The sequence below is a fragment of the Paeniglutamicibacter quisquiliarum genome, from assembly GCF_019084045.1.
Lineage (GTDB): Bacteria > Actinomycetota > Actinomycetes > Actinomycetales > Micrococcaceae > Paeniglutamicibacter > Paeniglutamicibacter quisquiliarum.
Genome location: NZ_JAHRED010000001.1, coordinates 184,428 through 198,287 on the forward strand (window position 1 = coordinate 184,428; position 13,860 = coordinate 198,287).

The 13,860-nt window shown below is 63.8% G+C and carries 14 protein-coding genes; 8 read left to right on the plus strand and 6 right to left on the minus strand.

The annotated features are described in order from the left end of the window. Window positions 1–110: 110 nt before the first annotated feature. Entirely contained in the window at window positions 111–242 is a 132-nt protein-coding gene (locus KRR55_RS20470; RefSeq protein ID WP_256449102.1) for a hypothetical protein, read from the plus strand. Between the two features lie 59 nt (window positions 243–301). Here the strand turns inward: KRR55_RS20470 and KRR55_RS00875 are convergent, their stop codons facing one another. After that, on the minus strand, window positions 302–1,219 hold the full coding sequence (locus KRR55_RS00875) for a LysR family transcriptional regulator (RefSeq protein WP_217387157.1): 918 nt from the start codon (window positions 1,217–1,219) through the stop codon (window positions 302–304). A 128-nt stretch (window positions 1,220–1,347) separates the two neighbouring features. On the opposite strand from KRR55_RS00875, the gene KRR55_RS00880 reads away from it, so the two are divergent. Next, entirely contained in the window at window positions 1,348–2,517 is a 1,170-nt protein-coding gene (locus KRR55_RS00880; RefSeq protein WP_217387158.1) for an FAD-dependent oxidoreductase, read from the plus strand. 53 nt (window positions 2,518–2,570) lie between these two features. Beyond that, complete coding sequence (locus tag KRR55_RS00885; protein WP_418888818.1) at window positions 2,571–3,806, plus strand: allantoate amidohydrolase; 1,236 nt, start codon at window positions 2,571–2,573, stop codon at window positions 3,804–3,806. Between the two features lie 352 nt (window positions 3,807–4,158). On the opposite strand, the gene KRR55_RS00890 is transcribed toward KRR55_RS00885, so the two are convergent. The 5 genes from KRR55_RS00890 to KRR55_RS00910 all read right to left on the minus strand — a co-directional run bounded on the left by KRR55_RS00890 (window position 4,159) and on the right by KRR55_RS00910 (window position 8,934). After that, on the minus strand, window positions 4,159–4,497 hold the full coding sequence (locus tag KRR55_RS00890; RefSeq protein WP_254455719.1) for a hypothetical protein: 339 nt from the start codon (window positions 4,495–4,497) through the stop codon (window positions 4,159–4,161). A 250-nt stretch (window positions 4,498–4,747) separates the two neighbouring features. Next, on the minus strand, window positions 4,748–5,878 hold the full coding sequence (locus KRR55_RS00895; protein ID WP_217387159.1) for a tyramine oxidase subunit B: 1,131 nt from the start codon (window positions 5,876–5,878) through the stop codon (window positions 4,748–4,750). Window positions 5,879–6,013: 135 nt separating this feature from the next. Then, window positions 6,014–6,361, minus strand: coding sequence for a P-II family nitrogen regulator (locus tag KRR55_RS00900; protein ID WP_217387160.1), 348 nt, complete (start codon window positions 6,359–6,361; stop codon window positions 6,014–6,016). A gap of 43 nt (window positions 6,362–6,404) precedes the next feature. Next, window positions 6,405–7,643, minus strand: a complete 1,239-nt coding sequence (locus tag KRR55_RS00905) for an ammonium transporter (RefSeq protein WP_217387161.1) — start codon at window positions 7,641–7,643, stop codon at window positions 6,405–6,407. 523 nt (window positions 7,644–8,166) lie between these two features. Continuing rightward, window positions 8,167–8,934 carry an IclR family transcriptional regulator gene (locus tag KRR55_RS00910; RefSeq protein ID WP_217387162.1) on the minus strand — a complete coding sequence of 256 codons (768 nt, stop codon included), beginning with the start codon at window positions 8,932–8,934 and terminating at the stop codon, window positions 8,167–8,169. 157 nt (window positions 8,935–9,091) lie between these two features. Between KRR55_RS00910 and KRR55_RS00915 the strand changes: the two genes are divergently transcribed. Genes KRR55_RS00915 through KRR55_RS00935 form a run of 5 tightly spaced genes read left to right on the plus strand, consistent with a single transcriptional unit; the run spans window position 9,092 to window position 13,850 of the window. After that, on the plus strand, window positions 9,092–10,471 hold the full coding sequence (locus tag KRR55_RS00915; protein ID WP_217387163.1) for an MFS transporter: 1,380 nt from the start codon (window positions 9,092–9,094) through the stop codon (window positions 10,469–10,471). Next, window positions 10,468–11,445, plus strand: a complete 978-nt coding sequence (locus tag KRR55_RS00920; protein ID WP_254455720.1) for a C-terminal binding protein — start codon at window positions 10,468–10,470, stop codon at window positions 11,443–11,445. Before KRR55_RS00915 ends, KRR55_RS00920 begins: the two co-directional genes overlap by 4 nt. Before the next feature lie 10 nt (window positions 11,446–11,455). Continuing rightward, on the plus strand, window positions 11,456–12,232 hold the full coding sequence (locus KRR55_RS00925; RefSeq protein WP_217387164.1) for a glucose 1-dehydrogenase: 777 nt from the start codon (window positions 11,456–11,458) through the stop codon (window positions 12,230–12,232). Next, window positions 12,229–12,894: a bifunctional 4-hydroxy-2-oxoglutarate aldolase/2-dehydro-3-deoxy-phosphogluconate aldolase gene (locus KRR55_RS00930; RefSeq protein WP_217387165.1), complete on the plus strand. Its 666-nt coding sequence runs from the start codon at window positions 12,229–12,231 to the stop codon at window positions 12,892–12,894. The genes KRR55_RS00925 and KRR55_RS00930 overlap by 4 nt, the downstream gene beginning before the upstream one ends. Then, window positions 12,891–13,850, plus strand: a complete 960-nt coding sequence (locus tag KRR55_RS00935; protein WP_217387166.1) for a sugar kinase — start codon at window positions 12,891–12,893, stop codon at window positions 13,848–13,850. The genes KRR55_RS00930 and KRR55_RS00935 overlap by 4 nt, the downstream gene beginning before the upstream one ends. Window positions 13,851–13,860: the final 10 nt, after the last annotated feature.

The following is a 13,860-nucleotide window of genomic DNA, read 5'->3' on the forward strand; positions in this document are numbered from 1 at the left end:
GCCGCGGCTTTCGCATGTGAGCAAGGGACGACCGAGTACGACCTGCGCAGGATGTCCTCGGCGCTGGCCCGGATGCCCCTGTCCGGATACTCGCGGCGCCGGATGAATTGATGCCCACCTACTTCCACGGCGTGGCGATCAAATCGGAAACGACGCTGCCGGACGACCCCGACACCATCGAGCGGGCGGCCGGGGCCTGGGCGGTGTTCTCTTCCCTGAGACCCTTCACGAACGCGCAGTAGCTGAGGAAACAGTGGATGCCGGCCAGCTTCCGTGGCCGAGCGGATGCTCCGCTCGGCATTCAAACAGGCTTTTTGCAGCTAGGCGAAGGGGCACAATCCGGTAGTCGATCCCTGTCAACCTCGCGCAGGCATTCCATGAAGGCAGCGGCCGCGGGGTTGGAGGTGCCACGGGCCATGTACAGGGCGCTTTGTGGCCGGGAGGCAATGGGCCTGAATGCCACGCCCGGCATCTGAAAACGGGCGACCGATTCAGGCAGGATCGACATTCCAAGCCCAGCTGCCACTAGACCCAGGATGGTCTCCTGGTGGATGGCCTGCTCCACGATGTTCGGCTGTCCGTGCCCGTCAAAGAGCGAGTTCACCACAGAGAAGAACCCGCTCATGTGCTTGTACGGGAAGAGGATGAAGTTTTCCCTCGCGAAGTCGTCTACTGAAACGGTGGCGAGCGCGGCCAATGGATGAGCTTCGGGCAGCACCAGGACCAAAGGTTCGGTATGGATCTGCTCGAGATTCATGCCGGGAAGGCGCATCGGGTCTCTCAGGATGCCGATGTCGAGATGACCTTCGACCAGCAGGTCGACTTGCTCGTCGGTGGTGACCGGGCTCAGTGCCAGTTCCACCAGCGGTCGACGTTCGCGGAACAGCCGCACGGCCTCGGGAATGACCGTGTAGCTGGCCGAGCTGACAAAACCGACGGTGAGCTTGCCGCGGATTCCGGTGTTGACTTCCGTGATTTCCGAAACCACTCGGCCCAGGTCGGCGAGCACTGGGGTCAGGCTGTCTCGGAACATTTGCCCTGCCGCGGTGAGCTTCACGCTGCGGGTTGTGCGGTCAAAGAGGAGGACCTTGAGTTCCTTTTCCAACTTTTTCACCGCTACCGTCAATGGCGGCTGCGACATCGAAAGTAGCTCTGCCGCTCGGCCGAAGTGCAGCTCGTCCGCCACCACAAGGAAGTACTGCAATTGTCGAAGTTCCATGAACCTATTCTTTCACGATCGCGAATAATCTCCATGTAAATAATATTGGACGCAGATATGAATTTTGTGGATTACTTGAACACAGAAGCGGCAAACTAGCTAACCGCACAGTGACCCCAGGAGTTTCCATGAGCCAGTCGACACCACACGAAGCATCCGAATACGTAGTCATCGGAGCGGGCCTTGCCGGTTCCGCGGCAGCATGGAAGCTGGCTCAGCGCGGGTACGAAGTAGCGCTCCTGGAACGCAGCACACCAGCCAACGCCGCCGGCAGCTCACACGGCTCCGCCCGCATCTTCCGCTACGCCTACCCGGAACCGTTCTACGCGGATCTGGTGAAGCAGTCGAAGACCGGCTGGGATGAACTTGAAGAGATCGTAGGTACTCAACTGATCAACCCCGTGGGGGCAGTCGACTACGGACCCACCCGTAACCCCCGCAACCTTGCCAACGTGCTGGAACAGGTGGGCATTGAACACGAGCTGATGGGTGCTGCAGAGGCACGCGAGCGCTTTGCCGGCATTGCCTTTGATACCGAGGTTCTGTGGCAGCCCGGGGCGGGTGTCATCGACGCCGAGGCGTCCGTGCTGGCGATGGTTGCCGAGGCGGAAAATCATGGGGCCCGTGTGGAGATCAACTGGCCGGTGAAGAGCATCGAGTCCACCGCCACCGGATACAGGATCCATTGTGAGGACGGCCGAACCCAGGACTGCGCCAAGGTCATTGTTGCCGCCGGTGGTTGGTTGCCGGAATTGCTGGGCAACCTGTCACTCCCCAGTGGATTCGTATCGGGCATTCCAGCCTTTGAAGTCTTCCAGGAGCAGGCCTTCCACTTCCCCTACGCAGATTCCAATCCGGAGTCCGTTGGCGCGTGGCCCACATACATCCACAAGGCAGCCGAGTTCCAGTCCTATGGACTGCCGGGGGGACGAGACGCCGAGTTCCGTGGGCAGAAGGTTGCCGAATACAAGGGTGGGCGCATCATGAGGGATGCCTCCGAACAGGACGGATTGGTCAGCACCGCCAACCGCGAGCGCGTGATCAACTACGTGAAGAAGTTCCTGCCGGGCCTGATTCCGGTGCCCTATGCGGAGACCACCTGCATCTTCACCAGTACGCCCACCGAAGACTTCATCCTTGATGAAACCAACGGAATCACCATCATGTCCCCTTGCTCGGGTCACGGTGCCAAGTTCGCCCCGCTGCTCGGTGATCTTGCAGCGGATCTGGCCACAGGTACTGCGGGTGTGCCGGAGGTTTTCCGCCCGGGATCCAAGGCCGCAAGCCTGCTCCTCTAGCTAGACATTCAGCAGCCTCCACCTTGCACAGCATCACGAACTCAGGAGAACCAATGCCGCAGTCAACCACCACCGCGATGAGCACCGTCACCGGGCTCATGAACCAGATATCGGGAACCGGACAGGATGCGATCCGCGGGGGATACACCCGTCCGGTGTACTCGGACGCGGAGATCGAGCTGCGCCAGTGGTTCATTGAACAGGCGGAAAGCCGTGGGCTCAGCGTAGAGCAAGACGGTAACGGGGCGCTCTGGGCATGGTGGGACCTACCTTCTGGGAACCGTACCGACGCGCTGGTCACCGGGAGCCACCTGGACTCAGTTCCCGGTGGTGGACCATTCGACGGGCCGCTCGGTGTTGCCAGCGCGCTGGTGGCGCTGGACCGGCTCAAGACCCGGGAGCTGGAACGCAATAGAGCGCTGGCAATTGTGGTCTTCCCCGAAGAGGAAGGATCGCGCTTCGGTGTGGCCTGCCTGGGGACGCGCCTGCTGACAGGTGCCATAACAGTAGAGAAGGCGCTGAACCTCAGGGATCAGGACGGAACCACCTTTGCGGACGTGGCACGAAGCAATGGGCTCGACACCCGACTCATGGGACCGGACGCAAAACGTCTGGCCCAAATCGGCGCATTCGTTGAGTTGCACGTGGAACAGGGACTCGGACTTGGGGACCTGGATCACCCGGTGGCCATTGGCGGTTCGATCCTGGGCCACGGTCGCTGGCGCTTGAGCGTCACCGGACAGGGGAACCACGCCGGAACCACGCTTATGGCTGGCCGCCGAGACCCGATGGTGGCCGCAGCCCAAATGGTGGTGGCCATTCGCGATATCGCTCGGGCCCAGCCCCACGCTCGGGCAACCGTAGGACGAATCGAACCTGTACCTGGCGGAACCAACGTGATCGCTTCTGCCGTGAATTTCTGGCTCGATGTCCGCCACCCGGACGATGCAATCACCGCCACGCTCATCCAACGCATCCACGACACTTCTCTGGAACTTGCGGCATCCGAGGGCTGCTCACTTGCCCTCAACCAGGAATCGCTGAGCCCCACCGTCACCTTCGACGCGAAGCTGACCTCGCGACTGCAAGGAGCACTGGCGAACGCCCCGGTGCTGGACACCGGCGCCGGACACGACGCCGGCGTACTTGCAGCCCACGTACCCAGCGCCATGATCTTCGTGCGCAACCCCAGCGGCATCTCGCACTCGCCCGAGGAATACGTCGAGGACGCAGACGCCGAGATCGGGGCAGTGGCGCTCGCCGATGCCCTCGAGGGAATGCTGAATTAACTTCGGGCCGCCAGCGGCAATTATGGCAAGGACAGAGGACTGATCCGAAGTCTCTTGTTCTTGTGGCTTACTCACCTTCTATAGAAGTGAGGGTTGAATTACCCGTGAGTCCTGAGATTTCCGGAAGACAATGGGATGCTCAGTCGCCGACAACAGATGCCATGGCATGCACGACGCCCCCGTCAAGCTCAAGCTCGCCGGGGGCGTCTCATGTTAATGGGGTGGTCTTACTTCTTTAGCTTAACCTTTGTAGTGGTTCCAAGTGCGGAAACCTTATAGCTGATGGTGTCGCCCTCATATGTAAACTCTTTGGTGTCGTCACTGGATGCTAGGAGTGCTGACTCGGTAGCTTTTACATCCCGTTTGACGACCACACGTAGGGCGCAGTCGCGTCCGTCGGAGCTTTGAAAGTACCAATCCAATACGTAGAGGTCGTATCGCCGCCATCGGAAACCCACTCCACAGTGATCGTGTCGGCGGTGATCGTGGCCTGCTGGTAGGAATCTTCGCTGGCGGAGTTACTCTGCTTCCATTCGCCAGCCAGATTGGGAATCTTTTGTGTTTCTTTGGCTGGTTTGGAGTCCGTGACAATGGTCGGAGTGGCGGTTGTTCCGCCGCAAGCGGTCAAGGTGAGTGCAAAAGCGAGAACGAGTGGCGCGAGGATTTTCTTCAGAATCGCATCTTGGCACACACCTCCGACGCAAAGTGATCTGTGGTTGTTCGGCTATTACAAATATGACGCGGTATATGTCCGAGAACCTCGCATAAAGCAATTGGCCAACCAACAACGAGGTAAATCCCAGCAAACTCGGGTGTGCTTTGTCGAGGGCGACGGGACAGTCTTTCGGCGGCCTGCATGTTAAGAAATGGTTGGGGCAGGCTGAAAATCGAGAGGCCGCGCACCCGTGTGGGGTGCGCGGCCTCTGGAGACGTGCGGGGGACTACGCCATGACCGGCGCTGCCCAGAGGTTGAGCACCTGGCCGATCTCCTTCTCCTCGGCGGTGCGGTAGAGCTCGGTGGCCCAGGCAACGTCTTCGGTTGGCATGCCGCCCACCGAGTAGAGGATGATTTCCTCGTCGTTGCGGCGGGCCGGGATCGCACCGGTGGCAACGTCGGCGATTTCTTCGAGCTTGGACTCGGGCAGCTTGCCGGCGCGCATCAGGTCATGGAAGTGGGTGCCCGGAATGCCCAGCAGCTGGTAGGCCTGCGTCTCGTATTCTTCGGCCCAGGCGTTGTAGAGGCCGCGGGCGTCGAGCACCAGGCGGGCGTCGTTGATGATGAAGTCATCGTCGAAGCGTGCTGCTGCAGGCAGCAGCATCAGGGCGCCGGGCTTGATGGCGTGCTTGGGGAAGTACGGGAAGGCATCCGAGCCGGCGATGTCGGTCGTGGTGGTCGCGATGACAATGTCGGCATTGGCAATCGCGGTCTCGATGGAATCGGCGATCTCGATGGTGGTGATCTGCGGGTACTTGTCCTTGACGTACGCGGCGAAGGTTTCGGCGCCGGAGGTGCTGCGGCCCTTGATCTTTACGGTGTGGATACCCGGGCGCAGGGTCAGGGTCGCATCGATGACGGACTTAGCGATGACGCCGGGGCCAACGACTGCGACAACTTCGGAGTCTTCCTTGGCCAGGTGCTTCACGCCAACACCCGGAACCGCACCGGTGCGGTAGGCAGAGAGCAGGTTGGCGCTCAAGATGGCCAGCGGGGCACCGGACTCGGTGTCGTTCAGGGTGAAGAGGTGGATGGAGCGAGGCAGACCCTTCTTGCGGTTCTCGGCGTTGGAGCCGTACCACTTCACTCCGGTGGTGTTGAAGCGTCCACCAAGGTAGGCGGGCATGGCCATGAAACGGCGGTCAGGACCATCTGCCGGCATGCCTGCGTGCTGCGGGATCTGCGGGAAGGTGATCATGGCGCCGTGCGAGTTGCCGTTCTCTCCGGCCATCACGTAATCGCCCTTGCGCATCAAGACGAGGGTTTCCTCCATGACGTCCACGCAGCGTGCAATGTCGGTGACGCCGGCTTCGATCATGTCTGCTTCGCTCAGGTAGCGGAAGTCGATGTTTGTCATGGGTGGGGGTCCTTTCTCAAGACAACTAGGTGATTCGGCGCGGGGCCGGAAAATCGGGAAGTTCAGGTACTGCTGCGGCGGCCAATCGGTCTTTTCGAACCGGCGCGCCGCCGCAGCAGGATTATGGGTGGAGGGTTAGATGGCAGCTTCGTCGAGCTCACCGGTACGAACGCGCACTACGCGTTCCACCGGTGTCACCCAGACCTTGCCGTCGCCGATCTCGCCGTCGTCTCCGGTGCGGGCGGCCGCGACGATCACGTCAATGGCCTTGTCGACATCGTTCTCGTCGACCAGCAGCTCGATGCACATCTTGGTGCGGAACTCCACGGCGAATGCCTGGCCGCGGTAATACTCGGTGCGTCCTGCCTGGGCGCCGCGGCCCTGGATTTCGCTGACGCTCAATCCGCTGAAGCCGGCCTTCTCCAATTCCTTGGATACCGTTTCCACGCGGATCGGTTTGATCACTGCGGTTATGAGTTTCATGTGGAAGTGCCTTTCACGCGTTGGTGTGTGCCACGAGCGGGTGTTAGAAGGTGCGGCCCTCGTAGGCCGTTTCGGCGTGGACGGAACGGTCAAGCCCAATTTCCTCGTCCTCGGCGCTCACCCGGATCGGAACGATCTTGTTCATGGTCCAGGCAATCGCGTAGGTCATGGCGAAGCTGTAGACCATGGTGACCAGCAGCGCGATACCTTCGCGCCAGAGCAGGTCGAATCCGCCGCCGAAGACTATGCCGCTGATTCCCGCCGGGGCCGCGGCGTTGGCGAAGAAGACCGCGAAGAGGGAGCCGGTGATGCCGGCGATGCCGTGGATGGCAAAGACATCAAGGGCATCGTCGATGCGGTGCCTGCGCTTCCAGGTGATGGCCCACGCAGCCGCGGACGCCGCCACGAAGCCGACCATCAGCGCGCCAACGGGTCCCACAGCGTCGGCCACCGGGGTGATCCCGACCAGGCCGGCGATCGCGCCGGTGCCCAGGCCCAGCATGGTGGCGTGGCCGTCGCGGAACCGTTCAATCGTGATGAATCCCAGCATGCCGCCGGCCAGGGCCAACAGGGACGTGAGCGTCACGTACTGGGCCAGGAAGTTTGCGCCGCCCGCCGTGGCGCCGTTGAATCCCATCCAGCCAGTGCATAGCAGGGCTACTCCCACGAGCATCAACGGCAGGTTGTGCGGGCGGCTAACCCCGGCCCGGCGCCGACCGAGGACCAATGCCAGGGCCAGCCCCGCGGCGCCGGCGTTCAGGTGGATTGCGGTGCCGCCGGCGAAGTCGTGTAGCCCGAGCCGGTTGCGCATCCAGCCGCCGATGACGCCGGTTTCCTCATCGGAAAAGGCGAAGACCCAGTGGCCGAGCGGCGCGTAGACCAGCAACACCCAGACGGCGACGAAGACCAGCCAGGCGCCGAACTTCATGCGGCCCGCTGCTCCGGAGGCAACTAAGGCGACACTGATGCCTGCGAAAAGGATGTAGAAAGCTGCCCAGAGCGGACCGCCGCTTCCGTCGTCCTCCATCATCGTGGAGAAGAACGAGAACTCGAAGGGGTTGCCGATGATGCCCGCCCCTCCGACCGATTCGCCCAGCACCATTCCGTGCCCCACCGCGACGTACACCACTGCCGTCACGGCCAGGGAGCTGAGGACCATGAGGACCATGTTCAGGACGTTGCGCCCGTTGAGCATGCCACCGTAGAGCATGGCGAGGCCCGGGAACATCAGTAGAACCAAGGCGAAAGCTGCCAGTATCCATGCTGTATCTGCGGGTTCCATGTGTTGCTCCCTTCCCAATGTGTTTGTGCGAGTAGGACAAACGTATCGGCGCGAGATTCCGTGGGGCTTTCTGTTTTGTTTCGCGGAGAATAATGAAAAAGGCGCTTTTGACCTGATGTTTCCGGCGCATGAAAACGCCGTGAAACCTGTGAAAGCAGTGACTTCTTCTTGACGCGAGCCGGTGCCTTGGTGGATTGTGGGCACGCTCGGTGGGAATTCCAGACCGCGACAATGGAGGTGCCGCTACGCCGTCGGCAGCTGGATTCTTATTGCGTAGCTGGCCGGCTTGCGGACTATTTGGGGCATAGACTCACAGCCCGGGAAACTGCGCCACGCTGGGCAGCCGAGGGGAGTGGGAAGCCCTTGGAACTGCAGCGTCCCAGAACTTTGATTGATCACACGGGGTGCCCAGGGGAATCGCGTTTCCGGGCTCTTTCCGGTGCAGAGGAGGAAGCCCGAGAAATAAGGGCCCAGTGGCACGGAGAATGCAGGAATCCAGGTCACACAGTGCAGAAGTTCTATATCACTCCCAGGAGTCCTTGAACCCCGGCGGCAGGCAGCTGGTGATTTCCGGGCCGTGCGAGTTCAGCAGCGCCACCAGATCGGCAATCCGCTCCTCGGTCATGTAGACGCTGGGTGCCGAGACCGAGATCGAGGCGATCGGCTCCCCGCTCAGGTCGGGGATCGGGATGGCCACGCAGATGATGCCGAGCTCGTTCTCCTGGTTGTCCAGGGAATAGCCGCGCTCGCGGATCGCCGTCAATTCCTTGTCGAAGTCCTCCACGGAGGTGATGGAGTGCTCCGTGATCGTTGCGGAGGGATCGAAGCGGGCCAGTGCCTCGGCTCGTGGCCGCAGGGCGAGCAGCATCTTGCCCATTGCCGTGTTCTGCGCGCGCAGCCGGCCGCCGGGCCGCGAGGCCATTTCGATGCCCCGGCTGCCGCGGGCCTTGGCAAGGTAGAGGACGTCATCCGCCTCGAGGATGCCCAGGTGAGTGGTGTCGCGGGTGGCCTCGGCGATCTCCGCTAGCCGGGCCTGTATTTCCTCGGGAAGGTTCAGGCTGCGTTGGGTCTGGGCGCCGAGTTCCATGAGCTTAAGTCCGAGCCGGTAGCGGTTGTCCGCACCCAGGGAGAGGTACCGCCCTGCAACCAGGGAGGTCAGCATCCGGTGGGTCGAGGAGCGGCTCAGGCCGGCCGCGGCGGCGATGTCGTCAAGCCGATCGACGCCGGCCGCCACGTGGTCCAGCAGCTCGAGACCGCGCTCGAGGGTCTTGGCTCCGGTCGGTTTTTCCATGCCATCAGTCTTGCATGACTTCGCCTGTCACCTGCGTCAACGTGGGATCGTGTGACGGGGGTTGCATTCGCGGGTGTGATGTGGCTTATAGTTGGACTATTGAAAGTGGGACGCTATCCCTATAATAGGTATGGCAAGAATCTTTGGATTGGTGACTATGAACGAGAACAACGGTGTTCCCGCCGGCGGAACAGTGACGGCCGGCGCGCAGCCCGCCGCCACGACGCTGCGGCATGACCAGAAGAACGTCCGACGCGCCGCCTGGGCGGGCCTGGTCGGCACGGCACTTGAACAGTACGACTTCGTGATCTACGGAACCGCGTCGGCGATCATCTTCAACACGATCTTCTTCCCCAACGTCAGCCCAGCGGTAGGCATCATCGCCTCCTTCGGCGCCTATGCCGTCGGCTTCGGCGCACGCCCCCTCGGCGGGTTGTTCTTCTCCCGCTACGGCGACCGCCTGGGACGCAAATGGGTGCTGGTCTGCACGCTGATGCTCATGGGCGTCGCCACCTTCGCGATCGGCCTGCTGCCGACCTACGCCCAGGCAGGTGTCTGGGCGCCGATCCTGCTGGTGGCCTGCCGCTTCCTGCAGGGATTCGGCGCCGGTGCCGAACAGGCCGGCGGCGTGGTGCTGCTGACCGAGCTCGCCGCCAAGGGCAAGCGCGGCCGCTTCGCCTCGCTGGTCTTCGTCGGTGCCGCCGCGGGCACCGCCATGGGCGCCGTCGTCTGGATGCTGGTGCAGCTCATGCCACGGGAAGCGCTGCTGTCCTACGGCTGGCGGCTGGTCTTCTTCTCCTCGATCTTCGTCACCATCGCGGCCTGGCTGATCCGCCGCAACCTCAAGGAATCCCCGGTCATGGCGGAGCTCAAGGCCGAGGTCGGCATGGCCGAACGCCAGAAGACCCCTGCCGCCGACGTATTCAAGAACGGCCGCCGCGGCCTGTTCAGCGTCTTCTTCATGAACGTGGGCGCCAACGCGCACTCCTACATCTTCCAGACCTTCATGGGCTCCTACCTGATCACCTACCTGGCCGTGGACTCCACCTTCATCCCGAAGGTGCTGTTCATCGGCGCCATGTTCGCCTGCGTCTCGGCCTGGGTCGCCGGCAACCTCTCGGACAAGTTCGGCCGCCGCCCGCTCTACCTGGGCATCACCGGTTTCCTGCTGCTCTTCCCGTTCCCCGCCTTCATGTTGCTGAACACCGGCAACCTCTTCTGGATCGGCGTGGTCATCGTGCTCGGGTTCATCTTCGCCGCGCAGGGCACCGTGGGCGTGCAGGCAGCCTACTTCCCGGAGCTCTTCGGCTCCCGCTACCGCTACGCCGGCGTGGCGCTCGGACGCGAGTTCTCCTCGGTCTTCGGCGGCGGCATCGCCCCGCTGATCTGCTCGGCGCTGGTCACCTGGGCCTCGGGCTCCTGGATCCCCGTGGCTATCTACATGATGTTGATGATGGCCATCACCTTCATCGCCGCACTCAAGGCCCCCGAAACCCGGGACCGCGACCTACTCACGGAAGAAGACGCCCACAAATGAGCATCCGCACCTTGATCACCGACTGCGACCACGACTCGATCGCCGTCGAGCAGGAAGTCGCAGCAGCGGCAGGGGTCGAACTGGTCCTGGCCCAGTGCCACACCGAGGACGAGGTCATCGCGGCAGCCGCAGATTTCGACGGCATCGTGGTGCAGTACGCGCCGATCACCGCACGCGTCATGGACGCCCTGCCCAGGCTCAAGGCCATTGGCCGCTACGGCGTGGGCGTTGACACCCTGGACGTGGAGGCAGCCACCGCACGCGGGATCGTGGTCTCCAATGTCCCGGACTACGGCACCGAGGACGTCTCGGATCACGCGATCTGCCTGGCCGCCACCCTGGCCCGCGGGATCACCCGCCTGGACCGCGAGCTGCGCGAAGGGTACTTCTCGCTCGAGTCGGTCAAGCCGCTGCGCCGCATCCGCGGCCGCGTCTTCGGCGTGATCGGGCTGGGCCTGATCGGCGCCGCCACCGGGCGGAAGGCCAAGGGCCTGGGCTATAAGGTTATCGGCTCGGACCCGGCCCGCGAGGTCGGCACCACCACCGAAGAGGGCATTGAGGTGCTCAGCATGGAGCAGGTCCTCGAACAGGCGGATGTCATCTCCCTGCACGTACCGCTCAATGCGCACACCCACCACCTGGTCAACGACGACTTCCTGGCCAAGGCCAAGGACGGGGCGGTGCTCATCAACACCTGCCGCGGCGGGGTCGTGGAATCCGCCGCCGTGGTGCGCGCCCTGCGCTCGGGCAAGCTCTACGGTGCCGGCCTGGACGTCTTCGAGGAAGAACCGCTTCCGGTGGATTCGGACCTGCTCACCGAGCCCAATGCGGTGTTGACCCCGCACGCGGCCTGGTACTCCGAGGAGTCCTACACCGAACTGAAGTCACGCGCCCTGGGCAACGTCATTGACGTGTGCCAGGGCAAGGAACCACGCAACATCTACAACCCGGCAGCACTCGCTGTTGCCCGCTAGGAGCTCTACCGTGTCCACCCACACGACCCAGACCGGGGGAGTCTTCGACATCTCCGGTCGCACCGCAGTGATCACGGGAGCCTCCCGCGGCATCGGACTGCACATAGCCTTGGGCCTCATGCGCCAGGGCGCGAACGTCATCACCCTGCAGCGCGGCGAGCTGGCGCCCGAGCTCGAGCAGCTGGCGAAGGAAACCGGGCGAACCGCCCACGCGATCGCCGTGGATTTGGGCGACGAGGCCTCGGTCGCCCAGGCCGCCACGCAGGCACTGGCCCTGGGCCAGGTGGACATCCTGGTGAACAACGCAGGAACCCAGATCCGCCACGACGCGGTCGAGTTCCCGCTGACCGACTTCGATACCGTGATGAACGTGAACGCCCGTGCCGTATTCCAGCTCTGCCAGCTCTTTGGCGCCCCGATGCTGGAACGCGGGAACGGCAAGATCATCAACCTCGCCTCGATGCTCACCTTCCAGGGCGGCTTCCGGGTTCCCGCCTACGCGGCCTCCAAGGGCGCGGTGGCGCAGCTGACCAAGGCCCTGTGCAACGAATGGGCGGGACGCGGAGTGAACGTGAACGCGGTGGCCCCCGGCTACATCGCCACCGACATGAACGAGGCGCTGCTGGCCGATGAGGCACGCAACGAACAGATCCTGGTGCGCATCCCGGCAGGGCGCTGGGGCAACCCGGATGACCTGGCCGGCGCTGTCCTCTTCCTGGCAAGCCCCGCGGCCGACTACATCCACGGCACGGTCCTTCCGGTGGACGGCGGGTGGCTGTCGCGATGAGCACCAACACGAATCGCCCGGCCCCCGGCGCGCTGCTGCGCGAAACCCCGATCGTGGCGGTCCTTAGGGCCAAGCATGCCAGCGAATACGCCCCGGTCATCGACGCGCTGGTGGCAGGAGGGATCACCAGCATCGAGCTGACGCTCAGCACCGCCGGCGTCTTCGAGGAACTGCCCGCGCTGCGCGCCCGCTACGGAACCGCGGCGGAGGTCGGGGTCGGCACCGTCACCACCGTGGAGGAAGCCGAGGCCGCCATTTCGGGTGGCGCCGGCTTCATTGTCACTCCGATCACCGACACAAGAATCGTTGCCGCTGCGGTGGCGGCGGGCATCCCTGTCTACCCGGGCGGCATGACGCCCACCGAGCTGTTCGCCGGCTGGAGGGCCGGGGCCACCGCGGTGAAGATCTTCCCCGCCTCCCAGGTGGGCCCCGGGTTCCTCAAGGACCTGCGCGGTCCCTTCCCGGATATCCAGGCCGTCCCCTCGGGTGGCGTCGGCGTTGCCGAGGCTGTTGAGTGGATCCGTGCCGGGGCGCTCGCTGTGAGCGTGGGCGGCCCGCTGCTCGGAGACGCCTTCAAGGGCGGGAACCCGGACGAGCTCACGGCCCGGGCCAAAGCCCTGGTCGCCGCCGTCGCGGCCGCCCGGGACGAGGAAAAGGCATGAGCCAGGACGAGTGCACCGACGTGGTGACCCTGGGGGAAACCATGGCGCTGATGCGCGGCACCAGTGCCGGCCCGCTGGCCCACGCCTCCACCCTGGGCCTGGGCATGGGAGGCTCGGAGTCGAACTTCGCCATCGCGCTGCGCCGCCTGGGCACCTCCGTGTCCTGGATCGGACGGCTGGGAGCAGACAGCCTGGGCGACCTGGTTCATCGAGAAATCCGCGCCGAGGACGTAAACACCGTGGTGGTGCGCGACGCGTCGGCTCCCACGGGCCTGATGATCAAGGAACGCCGCACCGAGACCCACCAAAAGGTCTGGTACTACCGATCCGGTTCCGCCGGTTCGAAGTTGTGCGCGGCGGACCTTCCGCAGTCCCTGATCTCGAACGCCAAGTTGCTGCACCTGACCGGGATCACCCCGGCCCTTTCGACCGAGGCCGCCGGCGCGGTGGATGCGGCCATCGAGATCGCCCACGCCGCCGGGCTGCTGGTTTCCTTCGACCTGAACTATCGGGCGGGGCTGTGGAGCGAGGAAGAAGCGGGGGAGGCCTACCGGGCCATCCTGCCCAAGGTCGACGTGGTCTTTGCCGGGGACGAGGAAGCCGCCATTGCCGTGGGTCCAAGCGATGACCCCATGGAGTTGGCCCGCCGGATCGCCGAGCTGGGCCCGCGCCAGGTCATCATCAAGCTGGGGGATGCGGGCGCCGTGGCGCTGATCGACGGCAATGAATACCGTCGCGAGGCGATCAAGGTGCCGGTGGTTGACACCGTCGGTGCCGGGGACGCGTTCGTCGCCGGCTACATTGCCGAGCTGTTGGCGGGTCTGGATCCGCTCCAGCGGCTGGAAACTGCGGTGCGCACCGGGGCCTTTGCCTGCATGGTTCCTGGCGACTGGGAGGGCATGCCGCGCCGCGACGAGCTCGGGATGCTTGAACAGAGCGAGCCTGTGGCCCGCTAGGAACGGCCCG